This is a genomic window from Mongoliimonas terrestris, assembly GCF_001927285.1.
Classification (GTDB): Bacteria; Pseudomonadota; Alphaproteobacteria; order Rhizobiales; family Pleomorphomonadaceae; genus Chthonobacter; species Chthonobacter terrestris.
On record NZ_MSIG01000002.1, the window covers coordinates 36,285 to 57,165 of the forward strand.

Consider the following 20,881-nt stretch of genomic DNA (forward strand, 5'->3'; position numbering starts at 1 on the left):
CAACGAAACTGGTTATACCAGTTTGCGCTTGGTTTGCCAGCTGTGATGGCAAGAAAACAATGTTTCGGCCATATTCTGCATCCTTCCCGCCGACAACTGGTATGAACTCACCGCCCGGTTTCGGCGGTGTTGGCAGCGGCGAGGATCGCCGAGAAATAGTCGTCGTCGCCCACCTGCCCGCCCTTGAAGGCGATCTCCAGCCCGTCGACGGCGGCATCGTCGCTGTGGGCGCGGCAGAGCGGCGAGCCGGGGGACTGGGGCAGCGGGACGGCGAGTTCCAGAGCGTAGAGGCCGAGTTCCTGGAGCGCGTGGCTGGAGGTGTCACCCCCGGCCACCATGGCGCGGCCGAGGCCGGCGCGGCGGACGAGGGCCGCCAGGATGCGGCCGAGCGCGCGGCCGACCGCGTGTCCGGCCGACGGATCCGCCGATCCGCTGTCGCGCGCGTGGTCCGGCGCCCCGAGGGCCGTGTAGGCGACGACGCTGCGGCCGCGCGCCAGGATGGCTTCGCCCGCCCGGATCGCCGCCTCCACGACGGCGCCGGCATCCGGACCGGCCAGAAGGGCATGGTCCAGCGGCAGGCCTTCGAAGCCGTGGGCGAGGGCGTGGCGGATCTGGCGCTCGGTCGTGGGCGAACAACTGCCCGACACCACCGCCATCCGCGCCGCCGGCCGCGTGTCCGTCGCCGGCACCACCAGGGCGTCCGGGTCGTCGCTCCAGACGTGGTTGAGGGCGTACTCCACCCCGGAGGAGCCGACCACCAGGCGCGCCCGGTCGCGCAGGCGCCAGAGGTGATGGCCGACCCGCGCCTGGGTGACGGCATCGAGCACGTCGAAGAGCACGATTCCGGCGGTCGCCGCGATGGCGTCGACGGGCGCGTCCGCGGCGGCCGGCTGCAGCCGCGTCGGGTCGACGAGGCCGACGGACCGCTCGGTCTGGCCGGCAAGGTGCAACCGGAGGTCCGCCTCGTCCATGGGGGTGACCGGGTGACGGCGCATCACCGGGTGCCGGTCGATCCGGAAAGTCTCGCCCCGGAAGCCGGCGAACAGGGTGCCGAAGGCGGTGTAGCGCTTCAGCTGCGGCGCGCCGACCACCACCGGCACCATAGGCTGGTCGAACACCGCCGCGCCGATGTCGATCGCCCGGCCGATGCTGCCGATCGTGGGGCTGCTGTCGAACGTGGAGCAGATCTTGTAGTGGCAGATCTCCGCGCCCGTGTCGCGCATCCATCGGAAGACGTCCGGCAGGTGGGCGTCCATCCAGGCGGGGGACTCGCTGCGGCTGGTGCCGGCGACGCCGACCGCCGGCCGATCGCCGAAGCGGGCGGCTTCCTCGGCGGTCGGCAGGCGGGTGAAGAGGACGGTCGGCAGCCCCCTGGTGGCGAGCGCCTCCATCACGTCCGTAGAGCCGGTGAGGTCGTCGCCGTAGAAGGCCAGACGCGGGCGGCCGGTCATGGGCGAAGCATCCCCGGACCGGCGAGACCGAGGCCGTACGGGCCGATCGCGACGGTGCCGTCGTGTGGGTGGGGGGCCGGCAGGGCGCCGGTTCGCCAAATCTCGACGGTGGTCTCGTCGATCACCGCCACGAGGCCGAGGGCGGGATCGAGGGCGACCACGGCGGGCTCCGGCGTGAGGTTGGCGAGGACGACCGCCCTCCCCTCCGCCGTCTCGGCCCCCACGGCGGCGACCCGGCCCGGCGCGGCCGACACGACCTTCAGGCGCGGCGCGCCACCGAACGCCGCCAGCGCACGGACCGCGTGGTAGACCGGGCGGACGGACGGCGTAGGCGTTGCGCCAGCCTCGACGACAAGGCCGAACGGCCCGGTGAGGGCGGAGAGGGTCAGCCCCTCCAGGCCCGCGTCGGCGGTGGCGGCGGCATAGCCGATGGCCCAGGCGGCAGCGAAAAGGCCGTCCTGGCGCGGATCCGCCTTCGCCATGGTCAGGCGGCGGCGCACCGGATTGTCGGCCGTCCGGGAGCCGTAGGGGTTTTGGCGCATGCCGATGGTGGACGGGCCGATCCGATAAGGCGCACTGCCGATGAAGGCGCGCGTGGAGCGGGTGACGAAGGGCAGTGCCTCCAGCGTCTCCATCACGCTGCGGTCGTCGGCCGCGTGGACGATGGCGACCGTCGTGTGGGTGACGAAGTCGAGCCGGTCGACCGGCGGGCGCTTGCGGTTGAGCTCGGTGAAGGTGCTGATCATGCCGCCGCCGAGGCGAAGTCCCGGAAAGGCTCGGCGGGCGGCAGCGTAGACGTCCGCGAGCGGCGGGCAGTCGGGCCAGCGGCTGCCGGGCGGCGTGCTCTTCAGGTCGACCGCCGGCGAAACCACGACGGCGGAGAGCGCGAGACCGGCTTCGCGCACCCAGGCGGCGACGGCACCGAGTTCGGCGTCGAGGTCGCCCAGGCAGGGCACGACGCATTCCAGCGTGAGCATCGCCCCACTGTCGCCGACCGCGCGCTTCAGGGCGGCGGCGGCGGCGCGGTCATGACCGGCGGACGGATCGAAGTGAAGGAGCAGGTGCTGGGGCGCGATCGCCTGCAGGAGGTCCGCGTGGGCGCGCGTGGCGGCGGCCTCCTCCGGCGTCAGCACGAGGCCGATGGCCGGCACCGTGCCGTCGACCGCGCCGAGCGAGATCGACACGGCCGCCGTCTTGGTGTCCCCCGGCGCGGGCCGAACGGCGTTGGCCGCCGAGCGAGCCGTGTCGCGCCGGACGGTGAGGGTGATGGTCTGGCGGTTCGGGGCGTTGGGCTCGACGGTGTAGGGCCACGGCAGCGCCAGCGGACGGACGTAGGTCTTGTAGGAGGCGTCGGTCCAGTTGCGCTGGTCCTCCATCTCGAAGGTGTCGCCCTCCATCCGCGTGGTGGCGGAGAGGCCCTCGGTCACCCGGTGGGTGATGGCCCGCATGGACAGGAAAGGTTGGGCCGGATCGATCAGGTCGGGAAAGACCGCGTGCTCGACCGAGCCGTCCACGTGCTCGACGGTGACCGGCGTGCCGGCCACCCCGACGATCGGGTGGAGGATGTTGAAGCCGCAGCGGTTGGTGGCGAACGGCCGGTCGGTGGTGGCGACCGCGTCGAACACCAGCGTGCCGTCGGCGGTGCCCTCGATGCGGACGGCGACCGTGAGGACGGCGCCGGACCGGCCGGTGCAGACCGCCCGGTAGCGCACGTCGAAGCGGTCGGCTCCCTCCTCCACGGCGAGATCGTCGAGGCTCGGCTGGTAGGTGCCCCAGTCCTCGTCGCGGACCAGATAGGCGATGGCGCGCAGCACCTCGTGGCCGTCGTAGCGGATGGCCCGCAGGTTGCCGGCCGAGAATTCCGCCGAGAGCGGACCGGCGGCAAGCACGCGGAGCAGCGGTTCCGGCTCGGCGGTTCCGGTGCGAAGGCGGAGGAGGTCGGCTTGGGTCACGCCGTCACCTCCGAAAGGGCGACCGGGCGGCCGGTGCGGGCGCCGAGATAGGCGGCCTCCACCAGGGCGAAGGTCTTCAGGTTGTCGCGTCCGGAGGTGTCCGGCTCCCGGCCGCTCGCCAGGCAGTCCGCCCAGTGCGCCTCGATCCGGTAGACGCTCTCCTGGATGACGTGCCAGGGCTTGGCGGCGAACGGCAGCACCGGCGGGGCCGCGTCGGTCACCGTGCTGCCGTCCGCGGTGGTGACGACGAGGCGGTAGTCGCGTTCCAGGCGGATGGTGCCGGCGCTGCCGTCCACCTCCACCAGCGTCTGGGGAAAGAGTTCCTCCTCCAGGCGCGAGGCATAGCTGCAGTCGACCACGCTGGTGACGCCGCTTGCGTGGTCGAGGAGCATGGTGGCCACGTCTTCGCCGCGGATGCGCGGGTTGATCCGCCGAGTGCGGGCGGTGACGCTTGTGGCGTCGCCGAACAGGTAGCGGGCGATGTCGAGGATGTGGATGCCGAGGTCCTCGATGATGAAGCGCTCCCCCTCGGCGAGATAGGGCTGGCCGGCGAAGACGTCGTAGGCGGACCGGAACGAGACCCGGCCGAAGAAGGGCGTGCCGATCCGCCCCGCGTCGATCGCCGCGCGTACCGCCCGGATGGGCGACTGCCAGCGGAAGTTCTCGTGGATCATCAGCGGCACGCCGGCGGCCTCGCAGGCTTCCACCATGGCGCGCGCATCCGCGTAGGTCGGCGCGATGGGCTTCTGGCAGATCACCGGAATGCGCGCGGCCGCCGCCATCTCCACCAGCGCCCGGTGGCTTGCGACGGTGGTGGCGACGTCCACGAAGTCGAGCCGCTCGGCGGACAGGAGCGCGGCGGCATCGGCGTAGCGGCGGGCGATGCCGAAGCTGTCGCCGACGGCGGCGAGTCGGGCCGGATCCCGGTCGCAAATCGCCACGATCTCGACCGCGTCGATCATCCGCCAGGCATGGAGCTGGTTGACGGCGAAGAAGCCGCAGCCGATCAGGGCACCCTTGAGCCGGGCCATGGAACCGCCCTCCCCGCTCAGGTGATCCGCCGGATCGACGCGGCGATCTCGTCGGGCTCGAACACCCGTCGCCAGTCGTCGCGCATCAGCACCGGCTTGCCGAACTCGATCGCCTTGTTGCAGGCATCGGAGAAGACGCCGTCCACCTCGCCGAAGATGACCGCGCCGAGCACGTTCATGTGGCCGAGGAGGAAATCGCGGGCAGCCTCGCGCGGAACGCCGCGGGCGACCACTTCGTCCATGGCCTCGCGCATGACGACGAGCAGGCTGGCGCAGACGGTTTCGGAAAGGCCGGGCTCCAGGAGCGCCATCTGCTCCACCGTGATCCGGTGCGAGCGCATGACCGGCGCCCAGATGATCTGGGCGATCTCCTCGCCGAGGGCGTAGGCCTCCTCCGGACCCTGCATCAGGGCGCTGACGATGTGCTGGCGGGCGGCGACGCCGCCGAAAAAGTCGCGCTTGGCGGCCATCTCGGTCTCGTCGTTGAAGATCGGCGGATGGCACGGGTGGGTGACGAAATAGGTGAGGTCGCTCCGCGCCGGCAGATGGCCGGCGAAGGGAGCCGCCGCGTCGAGCACCACCACCATGGTGCCGGCGCGCATCGACGGCTCCAGGCGCGTGGAGACGGCCCGGATGGCGGTGTCCGGCACGGCGAGGATCACCACGTCGGCGCCGATGACGGCGGCGGGGCCGTCGGTGCAGGCAAGTCCGTAGGCGTCCGCCAGCCGGGCCCGGCCGGCGTCGCTGATCTCCACATAGCGGACGTCGAAGTGACTGTCCTTCAGCTTGCCGGCCAGCCGGAACCCCATCTTTCCGCCGGCGCCGATGAGCGCGATCGTGGTCATGTCGTGTCGACCTTCCTGGTGTTCTCGTGTGGTGCGGCGCCGCTCGGGGCGCCGCGTCAGGCCTCCGAGAGAGGCCGGATGGTGCGCTGTTCCAGCCGCTCCAGGATGCGCGTGCGCAGCCCGTCGATGGCGACGGCGAGGAAGATGATGGCGGCGGTGACGAGCGGATAGATGTACGGATCCGCATTGATGATGTTGAGGCCGTTCTGCACCGTCTTGATCAGGATGGCGCCGAACACGGTGCCGGCGACGCTGCCGCGCCCGCCGAAGAGGGACACGCCGCCGAGCACGGACGCCGCGATGGCGGCGAACTCCACCTGGTCGCCGTACTTGGGGCCGACCGCGCCGATCTGGCTGATGGTGACGAAGCCGCCGATGCCGGCGCAGAGCCCGGCGATGACGAAGCAGGCGAGCGTGATGCGCTCCACCGGCAGGCCGGCCTTGCGGGCGGCCTCTGGATCCTCCCCGACCGCGTAGACCTGACGGCCGAACGGCGTCTGGTGGAGCACCACCCAGGCGAGCGCGAACACCACCAGGAAGGCGAGGATCGCCGACGGGATACCCAGCAGGGCGGTCCGGTTGAGGTCCGTGATGGCGTCCGGGAACATCAGCATGCGGGTGTTCGACAGCCACATGGCGATGCCGCGCAGGATGAACAGCATGGCGAGGGTGACGATGAAGGACGCGACCCCCAGGCGCGTCACCACGAGGCCGTTGACGAGGCCGATCATGGCGCCGCCGACCGCGACCGCCGCAAGGCCCACCGGCCAGGGCACGCCGGTGAAGTAGAGGGCGAGCACGCTCGCCGTCAGGTACATGCTGGCGCCGACGGACAGGTCGATGTGGGCGATCAGGAGCACGAAGGTCATGCCGATGGCGAGGATCGCGATCGGGGCGGCCTGGATGATGATGTTGCGGAAGTTGGCGACGGCCAGGAAGCGGTCGGACATCAGCCCGAAGGCGACGAGGAGCACCACGAACAGCACGTAGGGGGCGTTCTGGAGCAGGAGGAGGAGCAGTCGGCTGCCGATCTTCATCACGCCACGTCCCTTGTGCCGGTCCGGGTGCGGGCGACGGCGACGCCGGTCGCCGCCGTCATGATGGCCTCGCGGTCGAAGCCGGGGCCAGGGCCCGGAGACCGTTCGAACCCGCCGGTGAGTTCGCCCCGGCAGAGGGTGAGGATGCGGTCGGAAAGGCCGATCAGCTCCTCGATCTCCGAGGAGATGAGGAGGACTGCGCTGCCGCGCTCCACCAGCTGGTTGATGATCCGGTAGACCTCCTGCTTGGCCCCCACGTCGATGCCGCGGGTCGGCTCGTCCAGGATGAAGACGGCGGGCTGGCGGAGCAGCCACTTGCCGATCACCACCTTCTGCTGGTTGCCGCCCGAGAGGTGCTTGACCAGCGTGTCGGAGACCTTCTCGGTCGACAGGTGCACCGTGCGGGCCATGCTGACGGCGGTGTCCACCACCTTGCGGCCGTCGACGAGCCCAAGGGCGCCGGCGACGGCGGGCAGCGACGTCAGCACCATGTTCTCGGCGACGGAAAAGCCCATGAGGAGGCCCTCCGACCGGCGGTCCTCGGTGAGAAAGGCGATGCCGGCCTCCATGGCGGTGATCGGCGTCGGGTTCTCCAGCGGCCGGCCCGCCACCGAGATGCGGCCGCGGGCGAAGCGGTCTAGGCCGAAGATCATGCGGGCGAGTTCGGACCGGCCGGACCCCATCAGGCCGGCAAGGCCCAGCACCTCGCCCGCCCGGATCGAAAAGCTGATCGCCTCCGCGACGCCCGGTTGACTGAGGTCCTCCACCACGAGGGCCTCCTCGGCGCGGGGCCGGACGGTGCGCGGCGGAAACACGGTGTCGATCGACCGGCCCACCATCATGGCGATGATGGCCGGGACCGACAGGTCCTGCCGCCGCCCGCCGCCGGCGAGCGCGCCGTCGCGCAGCACCGTCACGTGGTCGCAGACCGTCATCACGTCTTCCAGGGCGTGGCTGATGTAGATGATGCCGATGCCGCGCGCCTTCAGCCGCGCGATGATGGCGAACAGCCGGTCCACCTCACGGCGGGTCAGGGAGGTGGTGGGCTCGTCGAAGATGATGACCTTGGGGCTGCGGCCGAGGGCCTTGGCGATCTCCACCAGTTGCCGCTCGCCCTGGGAGAGACGGGCAACGGGGGTGCCGGGCTTCAGGTCGAGGTTCACCTGGGCGAGCAGGTCCTCGGTGCGCCGGCGGATCGCCGCCCGGTCGATCAGCGGGATCAGGCGCGAACGGCGGGGGAAGCCGTCGATGAAGAGGTTTTCCTCGATGGTGAGGTTGGGAAAGAGATTGAGCTCCTGGTGGATGAAGGCGATGCCCGCCCGGATGGCTTCGCCCGGCCCGGCGGGCGCGTAAGGCGCGCTGTCCAGCAGCATGGCGCCACCGTCCGGCTGGTGGACGCCGCCGAGGATGTTCATCGTGGTCGACTTGCCGGAGCCGTTCTCGCCGACCAGCCCGAGCGCCTCCCCGGCGCGAAGGCTGTAGCCGATGCCGTGGAGCACGCGCACGCCGAAGAAGCTTTTGGTGAGGCCGGCGACCTCCAGGAGCGGCGGCGTCCTTGCGGGATGGGAATCCGTCACGGCCGGTCTCCTCAGCGGGTCGCCATCAGGCGGTGGCGCAGGGTGTCGATCATGGCGGCGAGGAGGATCACCCCGCCCTTGATGATGAAGATGGCGAAGAGCGATGCGCCGAGGAGCTTCATCGAGGTGTCGAGCAGGACCAGAAAGAGGACGCCGAACACCGTCCAGAGCACCTTGCCCTTGCCGCCGAAGAGGCTGGTGCCGCCGATGACCACGGCGCCGATCACGTCGAGGAGGATGTTCTCCCCGACGATGGGCGAGCCGGTCTGCATGCGGCTGACGTACATGACGGACGTGATGGCCGCGCAGGCGCCGGAGATCATGAAGGTGATCAGGATGGTGCGGGCGACCGGCACGCCGGAGATGCGGGCGGCCTTCGGATTGGCGCCGACCGCGTAGATGTGCCGCCCGAGCCGGCTGCGCGACAAGGTGAGGTGCGCGGCCACCGCGACGGCGACGGCGATCAGGACCGTGACCGGGACGCCGAGGACGTCGCCCTCGGCGATTGCCGTGAAGCCGGCGGGCAGGTCCGCGATGGACGACGAGGCGGAGTGGAAGGTGGTGTACCAGATCGCCGCGCCGGCGAAGAACATGCGCGTCGCCAGCGTGACGATGAAGGACGGCATGTTGAGCCGCGTCACCGACAGGCCGTTGATCGCCCCGATGGCGAGGCCGACCAGCAGCATGGCGAGGATCGCGCCCGGCACCGCGAGGGGCGAGCCGGCCAGATAGCCGCCGGTGCCGGTCATCACCGACGCGCCGACGACGGCCGCCATGGAGATGATTGCCGTGACAGAGAGGTCGATGCCGGCGATCACCAGCACGAAGGTCTGGCCGATCGCCACCACCAGCAGCGGCATCATGTCGGAGAGCACGTTGGCCGCCACCTCGGCGGTCAGCATCTCCGGCACGAACGGATAGACGGCCGCAAGATAGAGCGCGCACAAGACGAGGGTGAAGTATTCCGACAGGACGAGCCGCGCGAGGCGCAGGTGTCCGGTCGGCCGGGCGCGGGCGCGCTCCACGTCCACGGGCGGGACTGCCGTCATCCTGGATCTCCGTCCGATCAACCGAAGGCACCGGCCTGAAGGGCCGGTGGCGCCCCGCACGGTTCAGGCGCGCGGGGGCCGCCGGGCCGGCCCTGCCCTCGGAACGAAGGCGGGCCGAGCCCGGGTCAGGGAGATCCGGTCAGCCGGCGTTCTCCTTCTTCCAGAGAACGTAGCCCCACATCTCCTCCTTCTTCTCCTCCAGGTTGTCCTGGGTGATGGCGAAGCCCGGATCGAGCAGCAGCTTCTCGACGGTCTTGCCGGCCTGGAGATCGAGGATGGCCTGGATGGCGAGTTCGGTCTCGTAGAAGAGGTTCTGCACGCCGCAGGCGTCCATGAGCTTGTCGTTCATCAGGCCGTAGGCGGCGGGAAAGCCGTCGAAGCCGGTGAAGATCACATGGTTTTCCGCCCCGATCGGCGCCCACTTGTCGGCGGCCTTGAGGGCCTGGGTGATCTGCGGGATCAGGAAGTCCGACGAGGTGAACACGAAGGAGATGTCCGGGTTCGCCTGCAGGGCGTTGGTCAGGCCCGCGAAGGCGGTGTCGGCGTTCCACTCGGTCGGCACCCGGGCGACCACCTCGACGGCGTCCGGAAACTGGCCGACCGCCTCCTCGAAGCCGTCGCGGCGCTGGATCGCGTTCGGGTCGCCGAGGTCGCCGATCAGGATGGCGGCCTGGTGCTTGCGGCCGCTTTCCTTGGCCACCTTGCACGAATGCAGTACGGCCTCGCGCGCGATCTTCTGGTTGTCGGCCTGGATGGCCACCGAGAAGGCATCCGACGGGGCCGGCGGACGGTTGAAGTGGACCATCGGGATATTGGCGGCGTTGGCGGCCTTGATGGCCGGAATGACGGCATTGCTGTCCGTCTGCACGATGATGATGCCGTCCACCTTTTTGGCGATGGCGGCCCGCACCTGCTCGAACTGCTTGTTATCGTCCTGGTCGGAGATGGCTTCCATGATCTGGAAGCCGCGCTTCTCCAGGTCGTCGCGGATGATCTGGATGCCGGCAACCCAGAACTCCGAGTAGAGCCCGTCGAACAGGACGGCGATCGTCTTGGTGCCCTGCGCCTTCACGGCGACGGTCAACCCGCTCATGGCGGCGACGCCCATCAGCGAGGCCACGGTGAATTCGCGTCTCGTCAAAGCCATTGGTGATTCCTCCCTGGGAACGGAGCGGAGCCGTTTGGTCGGCCCCCGGCGCCTGCGTCCCTCCCGGAGCGGGCACTCTCTTCCGGCGCTCACGAGCGCAAGACGGACGTTAGGTCATCACATATGTATGGTCAAGAGAGCAGCGCGGACTTATGGTGGTGCGATCAACTGACCGCGGTCATTGTGCGCTCCCTCACTGCCAATTATGAGTAGGGCTGGTGCCGCCAGGACGAGGGGAGACAGGACTTTGGAACCGATCCGCAAGCGCAAGCTCTATCAGGACGTTTTGGATCGGCTGATCCTCGCCATCTCGACCAAGGAGTTTCCGCCGGGCTCCAAGCTTCCGTCCGAGCGCGAACTGATGATGCTGATCGGCGTCGGCCGGCCGGCGATCCGGGAAGCCATGCTGTCGTTGCAGCAGATGGGGCTGATCAAGATCTCCCACGGAGAGCGGGCGCGGGTGATCAACCCCACGCCGGAGGCCATCATCGACCAGATCTCCAGTGCCATGATCATGATGCTGGCGACGAATTCGCGCGGCCTGGAGGACCTGAAGGAAGCCCGGGTGCTGCTGGAGACCGGACTGGTGCGCCAGGCCACCCGCAACGCCACCGCCCACGACCTTGACCGCCTGGCCGCCGCCCTCCGCACGCTGCAGGACGCCCGCGGCGATCACCAGCGCTTCGTCGCCGCCGACATGGCCTTCCACGGCATCATCGCCGACATGGCCGGCAACCCGCTGATCGCGGCCGTCGCCAAGGGCATGCTGGAGTGGCTGTCGCGCTTCAAGCGGGACATGGTCTCCGTGCGCGGCGCCGAACGGGTGACCGTCGACGAGCACGAAAAGCTCTACAAGGCGATCGCCGGCGGCGACGCGGATGCCGCCGCGCAGATCATGACCGACCATCTCACCCGCGCGAGCGCGCTCTACAGCCAACTCGGCGTCGACTTCGGCAAGGACCGGGACACCTGAGCCGGCCGTCGGACCGCAACAGCGATATGGAGACGCTTCTCCACCGCAGGGTCTCAACTGGTCTGATGACATCACGTGTTTGTCGTGCTAGACAGCGAAGGTCTTCGAGCGCGGACGGATGAGTGCCTTGTCGGATCGTATTGTCGCCACGTACCGGATCGAAACGCGCTACCCCCTCGCCGAAGCCGCGGCCGCGCTGGCGGGAGAGCAGTCGAGCGGGACCTTCCGCCCCATTGCGGGCGAGACGCCCGACCTCCAGGCGCGGTACGGCGCCCGGGTGGAGTCCATCGAGGACCTCGGTACCGTGGCGGCCCCGTCCCTCCCCCATGCGCGCGGACCGAAGGCAAGGCATCCGGCCGCCGCGCCAGGACCGGGTCCGGTCGGCGTCGAGGCGGGCGACTTGCCGCGCGTCGGCGAGGTTCGGGTGTCCTGGAACCTGGAGAACACCGGCACGAACCTGTCCGCCGTGTGGGCGACCGTGCTCGGCAACCTGTTCGAACTTCACCATTTCTCCGGCCTGAAGCTTCTCGACCTCGCGCTCCCGCCTGCCTTCTCGCACGCCTATCCGGGGCCACGGCACGGGGTGACGGGCACGCGCGCCCTCACCGGCGTGCCGGGCGGAGCGGACGGGCGGCCGGTGCTCGGCACCATCGTCAAGCCGAGCGTCGGGCTCAGCCCGGACGAGACGGCGGCGCTGGTGGACCAGCTGCTCGCCGCCGGGCTCGATTTCGTCAAGGACGACGAGCTGATGGCCGATCCGCCCCATTCGCCCTTCGCGGAGCGGTTCGAGAAGGTGATGCGCGTGATCGATCGCCATGCGGACCGGACCGGCCGCAAGGCCATGTACGCGGTGAACATCTCCGGCGACCTCGACGGCATGCTGCGCCAATTGGAGACCGTGGAGCGGCGCGGCGGCACGTGCGTGATGCTGGTGCTGAACGCGGTCGGCCTTGCCGGCGTGACCGCCGTGCGGCGGCAGACGACCGGCGTCGCCATCCACGGCCACCGGGCCGGCTGGGGGCTCTACGACCGGTCGCCGGCGCTCGGCATGAGCTACCCGGCGTTCCAGACCTTCTGGCGCCTTGCCGGGGTGGACCACCTGCACGTGAACGGCCTCGGCAACAAGTTCTGCGAGCCGGACGACAGCGTGATCGCCTCCGCGCGCGCCTGCCTGACGCCGCTCATCCCGCCGCCGGGCCGGCCCGACATCGTGATGCCGGTGTTCTCGTCGGCGCAGACGGCCGTGCAGGCGGAGGAGACCTATCGCCGGCTCGGCTCCAACGACCTCATCTTCTGCTGCGGCGGCGGCATCATGGCCCATCCGGGCGGCCCGGCCGCGGGTGTCCGCAGCCTGGTGGAGGCCTGGGACGCCGCCAAGGCGGGCATTCCGGCGCGCACCTATGCGGCGACTCATCCGGATCTTGCCGCCGCGCTCGACGCCTTCAGTTGACCGTCGCACGGCGCGACAGACGCCGGCGACACCGATCCAGTGGGAGGAAACCAGTCATGACACTCTCGATCGCCGTTCTCGGGTCCGGCGGCAAGATGGGCTTCCGGGTGACCAGGAAGCTGGTGGACGCCGGCTACGACGTGCGGGCGGTGGAGATCGGCGAGGCCGGCCGCGCCCGCCTGGAGACCGCCGGGATCCGGGCCGTGTCGGCCGAGGAGGGGGTTCCGGGTGCCGCGGTCGTGGTGCTCGCCTTGCCGGACAACATCATCGGCAAGGTGTCGCGGGAGCTTTCGCCCATGCTCGCCGCCGGCACCATGCTGCTGATCCTCGACGCCGCCGCGCCCTATGCGGACGACCTGCCGAAGGACCGACCCGACCTCACCTATTTTGTCGGCCACCCCTGCCATCCTCCGCTCTTCAATGACGAAACCGAGTGGGACGCGCGGCACGACTACCACGGCGGCATCGCCAAGCAGTCGATCGTCTGCGCCCTGATGCAGGGGCCGGAGGCGCACTATGCGCTGGGCGAGGAGGTCTGCCGGGCCATGTGGTCGCCGATCATCCGGGCCCACCGGGTGAGCGTGGAGCAGCTCGCCATCCTGGAGCCGGGGCTCAGCGAAATGGTCGCCATGCCGTTCGTCGACACCATGGTGGAGGCCGTGGAGGAGTGCGCGCGCAAGTACGACATCCCGCGCGAAGCCGCCATGGACTTCCTGATCGGCCACCTGAACGTGGAGATCGCCATGTGGTTCGGCTTCTCGCCGAAGGTGCCCTCCGACGCCGCGCTCCGGCTCATGCGCTTCGCCAAGGGCGTGGTGGTGAAGGAGGACTGGCGCGACGCCCTCACGCCCGCCAAGGTGCGGGAAGCCTCCGAACTCATCGTGCGGAGCTGACCGGCGCCACGCGCGCCGGAGCGGCGGCGAGGCGGGCTGCGATGACGAGCCGACCCTTCCCGGTGTCCACGGCCCTCTTCGACGGGCATCCGATGGCGCTGGCGATCGACGAGATCGCCCGCGCCGGCGCCACCCACGTGGAGCCTGCCTTCATCCACGGCTACGTGGACTTCGACGAAACCGCCTTCGCCGACCCGGCCGCCGATACCCTTGCCCGGCGCGTGTGCGACGCGGGCCTCGCGGTGGCAGGCGTTTCGGCGCACATCGACCTCGGCGAACCGGACGCCGGGGCCCTCCTCGCCCGGCGGATCCGCTTCGCGTCGCGGCTCGGCGCGCGGGTGCTGATCACCAACGGCGGCCGGACCGACCGGCAGGGTGCGGTGCTTGCCACCATCGCGGACGCCTTGCCGGCGCTCCAGGCGGCCGGCGTGGTGCTGGCCCTCGAGAACCCCGGCCATGGCAGCGGCGCGCTGATCGGCTGTGGCCGCGACGGCGCAGCTCTCGTCGCCGAGATCGGCGATCCCCTGGTGCGAATGAATCTCGACGTCGGCAATGCGGTGACCTACGCGGGCGGCCGTCTGGATCTCGCGGCGGACGTGACGGCGGCGCTGCCGGCGATCGCCCACGTCCACCTGAAGGATGTGGCGACGGCCGGCCCAGACTACGTCTTCACCGCCCTTGGCGACGGCGACGTCGGCTACGGCCGCCTCTGGCCGCTGCTCCAGACGCTGCCGTCCCACGTGCCCTTCGCCCTGGAACTCCCGCTTCGCCTGGACCGGCCCGGTCGGGCCGACCCGGTGCGCCGCGCGCGCGCCCTGCCGATCGATGCCATCCGGGCCGCGCTGGCGCTCTCGCTGGCGCGGGTGGCGGCCTGGAACGACGCGGCGGACGGCTGACGGCCTGGACCTTCCGACGCGGGCCGCTCATTCTCGGTGGACGAACGGGCTGCGGCTCATCTCTTGCCCGCGCCCGCCTGCCCTCCTGTCCGGATCGCCCGCCCTTGATGAGGACCAGCGTCCCCCGCCCCGCCGTCGCCTCCCTCTATGCGGACACCGCGCCCCCTGCCCCGCCGACCGCGCCGCTGGCCGGCCGGACGACGGCGGCGGTCGCCATCGTGGGTGGCGGCTTTACGGGGCTTTCGGCCGCGCTGCATCTGGCCGAGGCCGGTGTCGACGCGGTGGTGGTGGAGGCAAGCACCATCGGCTGGGGCGCCTCCGGGCGGAACGGCGGGCAGGTGAACCCGGGCCTCAAGTGGGATCCGGACGCGCTGGAGGCGCGGTTCGGGCCGGACCTCGGACAACGCATGGTGCGGCTCGGGGATGGCGCGCCGGACCTCGTGTTCGACCTCGTCGCCCGGCACGGCATCGCCTGCGGCGCCCGGCGCGGCGGCACGGTGCGGGCGGCGGTGTCGCGGCGCTCCGAGGCGGACGTGCGGGGCTACCAGCGCCAGTGGGCCGCGCGCGGCGCCGACGTGGCGCTCGCCGACGCCGACGCCATGGCGGCGCTGACCGGGACGACCGCCTACCCGCTCGGCGCCCACGACCGGCGCGGCGGGCAGGTGGATCCGCTCGCCTACGCGCGCGGCCTCGCCACGGCGGCCATCGGGGCCGGCGCGCGGGTGTTCACCGGCACGCCGGCGACCGGCCTTGCCCGGCGCGGCGACGGCTGGACGCTGGCAACGCCCGGCGGCACGGTCGAGGCCGGCCGCGTGATCCTCGCCACCAACGGCTACAGCGACGACCTCTGGCCGGGGCTGCGGCGGAGCGTGATCCCGGTCCACTCCTCCATCACCGCCACGGCGCCCCTGCCGGCGGACGTGGCGGCGGCGATCCTGCCGGGCGGCGCGGTGCTCTACGAACTGTCGGCCGCCTACGCCTACTACCGGGTGGACGGCGCCGGGCGTTTCCTGATGGGCGGGCGGAGCGTTCTGAAGGAGACCGCCGACCCGCGCGACTATCGCGGGCTGCGGGCGCATGCCGTGCGGCTCTTCCCGGCGCTCGGCGACGCGACCTGGACGCACCAGTGGAACGGGCAGGTGGCCGTCACCCGCGATCATCTGCCCCATGTGCACGAGCCGTCGTCGGGCCTCATCGCCGGCCTCGGCTACAACGGCCGCGGCGTCGCCATGGCGACCGCCATGGGCCGCATGCTCGCCCGCCGCGCGGCGGGCGGAGGGCCGGAGACGATCGACCTGCCGGTCACCCCTATCGCGCCCATTGCCCTCCACAGGGCCTGGCCGCTCGCCGTGAAGGCGCGGCTCCTGCTGGACGGCGCGCGGGAGCGGCTGGGGGTGTGAGGCCACATGGGGGCAGCCGGGAGACCATCCACGGCTTGTGCGGCGCGAAAAGCGTGGCATAAGGGCGCCGAACGCCGCCCTCTCCCGTTCCGCATCGTCGAGCCGCCATGATCCGCCTGGAAAGCATCTCCAAGTCGAACAGCCACCGCATCCTCTTCATCGAGGCCTCGGCGACGCTCCAACGCGGCGAGAAGGTGGGGCTGGTCGGCCCGAACGGGGCCGGCAAGACCACGCTCTTCCGCATGATCACCGGCGAGGAGCAGCCGGACGAGGGGCAGGTGTCGGTCGACCGGGGCACCACCGTCGGCTACTTCAGCCAGGACGTGGGCGAGATGGCCGGCCGCAGCGCCGTCGCCGAGGTGATGGAGGGGGCCGGCCCCGTCAGCGCCATCGCGGCCGAGATGCGCGCGCTGGAAGCCGCCATGGTGGACCCGGACCGGGCCGACGAGATGGACGCCGTGATCGAGCGCTACGGCGAGGTGCAGGCGCGCTACGAGGAGCTCGACGGCTATTCGCTGGAGGGCCGCGCCCGCGAGGTGCTGGCCGGCCTCGGCTTTTCCGAGGAGATGATGGACGGCGACGTGGGCGGCCTCTCCGGCGGCTGGAAGATGCGCGTCGCCCTCGGCCGCATCCTCCTGATGCGCCCGGACGTGATGCTGCTCGACGAACCGAGCAACCACCTGGACATCGAGAGCCTGATCTGGCTGGAAGGCTTCCTGAAAGGCTTCGACGGCGCCCTGATGCTGACCTCCCACGACCGGGCCTTCATGAACCGCATCGTGGACAAGATCGTGGAGATCGACGCCGGGTCGCTCACTACCTATTCGGGCAACTACGAGTTCTACGAGCAGCAGCGCGCGCTCGCCGAAAAGCAGCAGCAGGCCCAGTTCGAGCGCCAGCAGGCCATGCTGGCCAAGGAGATCAAGTTCATCGAGCGCTTCAAGGCGCGCGCCTCCCACGCCGCCCAGGTGCAGAGCCGGGTGAAGAAGCTCGACAAGATCGAGCGGGTGGAGCCGCCGCGCCGCCGTCAGGCGGTGAGCTTCGATTTCCCGCCCGCGCCCCGCTCCGGCGAGGACGTGGTGGCGCTGAAGCGCGTGCACAAGCGCTACGGCAGCCGCACCATCTACGAGGGGCTGGACTTCATGGTGCGCCGGCGCGAACGCTGGGCCGTGATGGGCGTCAACGGCGCCGGCAAGTCCACCCTCCTGAAGCTCGTCGCCGGCACGACGGAGCCGGACGAAGGCACGGTGGCGGTCGGCGGCAGCGTGAAGATGGGCTATTTCGCCCAGCACGCCATGGAGGTGCTGGACGGCGACCGCACCGTCTTCCAGTCCCTGGAAGACGCCTTCCCGACCGCCGGCCAGGGGTCGCTCCGCACCCTCGCCGGCTGCTTCGGCTTTTCCGGCGACGACGCGGAGAAGAAGTGCCGGGTGCTCTCCGGCGGCGAGAAGGCGCGGCTCGTCATGGCCAAGCTCCTCTACGACCCGCCGAACTTCCTGGTGCTGGACGAGCCCACCAACCACCTGGACATGGCCACCAAGGAAATGCTCGTGGCGGCGCTCGCCGCCTACGAGGGCACCATGCTCTTCGTCAGCCACGACCGCCACTTCCTCGCCGCCCTCTCCAACCGCGTGCTGGAACTGACGCCCGACGGCATCCACCAGTACGGCGGCGGCTACCTGGAATACGTGGCCCGGACCGGCCAGGAGGCGCCGGGGTTGAGGGCGTGAGCCCTCACGCCCCCGTCACCCGCCAGATCACGTCCCCCACGTCGTCGGCGACCAGGAGCGCGCCGTCCTTGCCGATCGCGACGCCGACCGGGCGGCCGTAGGAGAAGCGTTCGTCGGGGGCGAGGAAGCCGGTGAGGATGTCGCGCGGGGGGCCGGACGGGCGGCCGTTCTGGAAGGGCACGAAGATCACCTGGTAGCCGCTGAGCGTGCTGCGGTTCCAGGAGCCGTGCTGGCCGATGATCATGCCGTCGCCGAAGCCCGGCAAAGTGCCGGCCGGGTGCCAGCAGAGGCCGAGCGAGGCGGTGTGGCCGCCGAGCGCGTAGTCGGGCGTCAGCGCGGTGGCGACGAGGGCGGTATCCTGCGGCACCCGGTCGTCGACGATGCGGTTCCAGTAGCAGTAGGGCCAGCCGTAGAAGCCGCCGTCCACCACGGAGGTCAGGTAGTCCGGCGGGGTCTCGTCGCCGAGGCCGTCGCGCTCGTTGACGACGGTCCAGAGCGTGCCCGTGGAGGGCTCGAAGGCGAGGCCGACGGGGTTGCGCAGGCCGGACGCGAAGATCCGGACCGTACCGGACGAAAGATCGTGCTCGTAGATGGCGGCGCGGCCCTCCTCGGCCTCTCTGCCGTCCTCGCCGATGTTGCCGAGCGAGCCGACGCCGGCGTAGAGCCGCGTGCCGTCCGGGCTGACGATGAGGCTCCGCGTCCAGTGGCCGCCCGGCTTGAAGGTGGAGATCCGGCGGGCCGGGCCAGTCGGCCGGTCGGCGCCCTCGGAGAAGGCGTAGGCCATCACGCCGTCGGTGTTGCCGACGTAGAAGGTGTCGCCGACGCGGGCCATGCCGAACGGCTGGTTGAGACCGTCGAGGAAGGTGTCGCGCCGCTCCGCCCGGCCGTCGCCGTCCGCGTCCCGCAGGCGCGTGATCCGGTTCGGGCTGCGGCCGACGGCGGCGGCGCGCTTCATGGTGCTGATCATGGCGTAGTCGAAGAGGCTCTCCGCCCGCCCCTCCTCCTGCAATGCTTCGGCGACGAGCACGCTGCCGTCCGCCATCACCTCGATCCAGCGCGGGTGCTTCAGGCCGGCCGCGAAGGCGTTGACCTTGAGGCCGGGCGCCGCGACGGGCGCCTCGTCGCCCTTCCAGCCGCGCGCGGTCGGCATCTTCAGGGTCGGCAGCATGCCCTGGGATTTCGCCGCCGGGATGGTCGGAGCGGTGCCGACGGCCTGCAGCGAGGGCACGCCGGAGAGGCGGCGGACGTGGAGCATGGCGCCGCCCACGAGGGCGACCACGCGGGCGAAGGGTCCGGACAAATCCATCAGGCAAGACCTCGGGGGACAGGACGCGAATCGGCGGGCGCGGACGATGCGGCGGCCGACCCCGCGGAAAACCCGCGCCATCGGCCCGCCTCGGCCGATCGTCCACGGGCCGGCAGGGTCGCGACGCTGAAAGATCCGGCCGCGCGCGTCAAGGCCAGCGGATGCATGACGGACGGCAGGCGGAACCGGGTGACCGGCGCCGCCTGCCCTGTGCTTGATCAGTCCCCGTGCCTATCGGCCCCCGGGCGGGTCAGCCCTTGTGGTGCACCGGCTGCAGGCCGTAGACCGGCGTCGGGATGCCTTCCATGCGGGCCTTCAGCTGCAGCGACAGGAACTGCGAGTAGTGGCGCGACTGGTGCAGGTTGCCGCCGTGGAACCAGAGCCCCTCCTGCTGGGTGGGCTTCCACATGTTGCGCTGCTCGCCCTCCCACGGGCCCGGGTCCTTCGGCGTGTCGGAGCCGAGGCCCCAGACCTTGCCCACCTTGTCGGCGGTCTCCCGGTCGACGAGGTCGGCGACCCAGCCGTTCATGGAGCCGTAGCCGGTGGCGTAGACGATCACGTCGGCCGGGACCTCGCGGCCGTCGGTCAGCTTGACGCCCGTCTCGGTGATCTCCTCCACCTGGCCGCCGACGAGCTTGATCTTGCCGTCGATGATGAGCTGGCTCGCCCCGATGTCGATGTAGTAGCCGGAGCCGCGGCGGAGGTACTTCATGAAGAGGCCGCTGTCGTCGGCGCCGAAGTCGAGCTGGAAGCCGGCCTTCTCGAGCGCCGCGTAGAAGTCGGCGTCGATCTCGCGGATCTTGTCGTAGACCGGCTTCTGGAAGGTGTGGAGGATCCGATAGGGCACAGAGGCGAAGACGAGGTCCGCCTTGGCGGTGGTCATGCCCGCCTGGAGCGCCCGCTCCGAATAGAGGTCGCCGAGGCCGATCTCCATCAGCGGGTCGGATCGCACGATGTGGGTGGACGAACGCTGCACCATGGTGACGTCGACGCCGTTCTCCCAGAGGGCGGCGCAGATGTCGTGGGCGGAGTTGTTGGACCCGATCACCACCACCTTCTTGTCCTTGTAGCGGTCCGGACCCGGATGCTGGGACGAGTGGTGCTGCTCGCCCTTGAACCGCTCCATGCCCTTGAAGGACGGGACGTTGGCCTTGCCGGACATGCCGGTGGCGAACACGAGCTGCTTCGGCTTCAGGACGATCTCGCGCCCGTCCCGCTCCACGACGACGGTCCACTCCTTGGCTTCGTCATCCCACTTGGCGCTCTTGGCGACGGTGCTGGTCCAGTAGTTCAGCTCCATCACCTTGGTGTACATCTCCAGCCAGTCGCCGATCTTGTCCTTCGGGGCGAACACCGGCCAGTTCTTCGGGAAGTCGATGTAGGGCAGGTGGTCGTACCAGACCGGATCGTGCAGGCAGAGCGACTTGTAGCGCTTGCGCCAGCTGTCGCCCGGCCGCTCGTTCTTCTCCACGATGATCGTCGGCACGCCGAGCTGGCGCAGGCGTGCCCCAAGGGCGATGCCGCCCTGGCCGCCGCCGATGATGAGCACATAGGGCTGCGTCGTGAAGCCGAGGGTGGCGGCCTCGTCCTCCCGCTCCTCCTTCCAGGTCTTGGCGCCGACGTTGATGCCGTGCCTTGCGCCGAGCGGACGGGTGAAGCCGGCCTTCTCCTCAAAGCCTTTCAGCTCCACCATGGTGGTGAGCAGCGTCCAGATCAGGCCGTCCTTCAGGCGGATCAGCCCGTAGCCGCGGGCGACCTCCGTCTCGAACGTGATCCAGGCCTCGGTGACGCCGCCGCCCTCCGTCGCCTCGGTGCCGTCCGCCACCTGCCAGCCGCGCGGCTTCACCGTCGGCAGACAGTGGACCAGCATGTCGCGGACCTGATCCGGGCCCTCCACGGTCTTGATGTTCCAGGTGAAGGTGACGAGGTCGCGCCAGTAGCATTCGGCGGCGAACAGGCTCACCGCCTCGTCGATGGCGCCAGCCTCCAGGGCACTGCCGAAGCGCTCCAGGAAGGCGTTCACCCGGGATGTGGGCGTGGTGTCGAGCATGGATGTCCTCCCGTTTTGGTCTTGGCGGCAGCTCCTCCAAGCCGCCTCAAGACCCGAGATGGCAACCGCCGTGCCAACCGGCGCGAATTCGATT

General features: G+C 70.5%; 16 protein-coding genes. 6 read left to right on the forward strand and 10 right to left on the reverse strand.

Annotation, left to right across the window (positions count from 1 at the left end):
* Positions 1-107: 107 nt before the first annotated feature.
* The 8 genes from BUQ68_RS02680 to BUQ68_RS02715 all read right to left on the reverse strand — a co-directional run bounded on the left by BUQ68_RS02680 (position 108) and on the right by BUQ68_RS02715 (position 10,089).
* A complete protein-coding gene (locus BUQ68_RS02680) occupies positions 108-1,451 on the reverse strand; it encodes a four-carbon acid sugar kinase family protein (RefSeq protein WP_075214408.1) in 1,344 nt (447 codons plus the stop codon).
* Positions 1,448-3,403 carry a D-apionate lactonase gene (apnL, locus tag BUQ68_RS02685; protein WP_075214409.1) on the reverse strand — a complete coding sequence of 652 codons (1,956 nt, stop codon included), beginning with the start codon at positions 3,401-3,403 and terminating at the stop codon, positions 1,448-1,450. The genes BUQ68_RS02680 and apnL overlap by 4 nt, the downstream gene beginning before the upstream one ends.
* Positions 3,400-4,434, reverse strand: a complete 1,035-nt coding sequence (locus BUQ68_RS02690) for a Gfo/Idh/MocA family protein (RefSeq protein ID WP_075214410.1) — start codon at positions 4,432-4,434, stop codon at positions 3,400-3,402. The genes apnL and BUQ68_RS02690 overlap by 4 nt, the downstream gene beginning before the upstream one ends.
* A gap of 17 nt (positions 4,435-4,451) precedes the next feature.
* On the reverse strand, positions 4,452-5,279 hold the full coding sequence (locus BUQ68_RS02695) for a phosphogluconate dehydrogenase C-terminal domain-containing protein (protein ID WP_075214411.1): 828 nt from the start codon (positions 5,277-5,279) through the stop codon (positions 4,452-4,454).
* Between the two features lie 56 nt (positions 5,280-5,335).
* The gene (locus BUQ68_RS02700) at positions 5,336-6,316 is read right to left on the reverse strand and encodes an ABC transporter permease (protein WP_075214412.1); all 981 of its coding nucleotides are present in this window, start codon (positions 6,314-6,316) and stop codon (positions 5,336-5,338) included.
* Positions 6,316-7,893 carry a sugar ABC transporter ATP-binding protein gene (locus tag BUQ68_RS02705; protein ID WP_075214413.1) on the reverse strand — a complete coding sequence of 526 codons (1,578 nt, stop codon included), beginning with the start codon at positions 7,891-7,893 and terminating at the stop codon, positions 6,316-6,318. The genes BUQ68_RS02700 and BUQ68_RS02705 overlap by 1 nt, the downstream gene beginning before the upstream one ends.
* An 11-nt stretch (positions 7,894-7,904) precedes the next feature.
* Positions 7,905-8,942 (reverse strand): ABC transporter permease, encoded by a 1,038-nt coding sequence (locus tag BUQ68_RS02710; RefSeq protein ID WP_075214414.1) that lies wholly within the window; start codon positions 8,940-8,942, stop codon positions 7,905-7,907.
* Between the two features lie 139 nt (positions 8,943-9,081).
* Entirely contained in the window at positions 9,082-10,089 is a 1,008-nt protein-coding gene (locus BUQ68_RS02715; RefSeq protein ID WP_083656182.1) for a sugar ABC transporter substrate-binding protein, read from the reverse strand.
* A 247-nt stretch (positions 10,090-10,336) separates the two neighbouring features.
* On the opposite strand from BUQ68_RS02715, the gene nanR reads away from it, so the two are divergent.
* From nanR to BUQ68_RS02745, 6 genes are all read left to right on the forward strand, one after another.
* The gene (nanR, locus tag BUQ68_RS02720) at positions 10,337-11,062 is read left to right on the forward strand and encodes a transcriptional regulator NanR (protein ID WP_139315129.1); all 726 of its coding nucleotides are present in this window, start codon (positions 10,337-10,339) and stop codon (positions 11,060-11,062) included.
* Between the two features lie 118 nt (positions 11,063-11,180).
* A complete protein-coding gene (locus BUQ68_RS02725; RefSeq protein ID WP_075214416.1) occupies positions 11,181-12,512 on the forward strand; it encodes a RuBisCO large subunit C-terminal-like domain-containing protein in 1,332 nt (443 codons plus the stop codon).
* Positions 12,513-12,568: 56 nt separating this feature from the next.
* On the forward strand, positions 12,569-13,405 hold the full coding sequence (locus BUQ68_RS02730) for a phosphogluconate dehydrogenase C-terminal domain-containing protein (protein WP_075214417.1): 837 nt from the start codon (positions 12,569-12,571) through the stop codon (positions 13,403-13,405).
* A gap of 41 nt (positions 13,406-13,446) precedes the next feature.
* The gene (locus BUQ68_RS02735) at positions 13,447-14,301 is read left to right on the forward strand and encodes a sugar phosphate isomerase/epimerase family protein (RefSeq protein ID WP_245293145.1); all 855 of its coding nucleotides are present in this window, start codon (positions 13,447-13,449) and stop codon (positions 14,299-14,301) included.
* A gap of 107 nt (positions 14,302-14,408) precedes the next feature.
* Positions 14,409-15,701 (forward strand): NAD(P)/FAD-dependent oxidoreductase, encoded by a 1,293-nt coding sequence (locus tag BUQ68_RS02740; RefSeq protein ID WP_075214418.1) that lies wholly within the window; start codon positions 14,409-14,411, stop codon positions 15,699-15,701.
* Between the two features lie 107 nt (positions 15,702-15,808).
* On the forward strand, positions 15,809-17,431 hold the full coding sequence (locus tag BUQ68_RS02745; protein WP_075214419.1) for an ABC-F family ATP-binding cassette domain-containing protein: 1,623 nt from the start codon (positions 15,809-15,811) through the stop codon (positions 17,429-17,431).
* Between the two features lie 4 nt (positions 17,432-17,435).
* Here the strand turns inward: BUQ68_RS02745 and BUQ68_RS02750 are convergent, their stop codons facing one another.
* Both BUQ68_RS02750 and BUQ68_RS02755 read right to left on the reverse strand, forming a co-directional pair.
* Complete coding sequence (locus tag BUQ68_RS02750) at positions 17,436-18,737, reverse strand: PQQ-dependent sugar dehydrogenase (protein WP_075214420.1); 1,302 nt, start codon at positions 18,735-18,737, stop codon at positions 17,436-17,438.
* Positions 18,738-18,987: 250 nt separating this feature from the next.
* On the reverse strand, positions 18,988-20,787 hold the full coding sequence (locus tag BUQ68_RS02755) for an NAD(P)/FAD-dependent oxidoreductase (RefSeq protein ID WP_075214421.1): 1,800 nt from the start codon (positions 20,785-20,787) through the stop codon (positions 18,988-18,990).
* Positions 20,788-20,881: the final 94 nt, after the last annotated feature.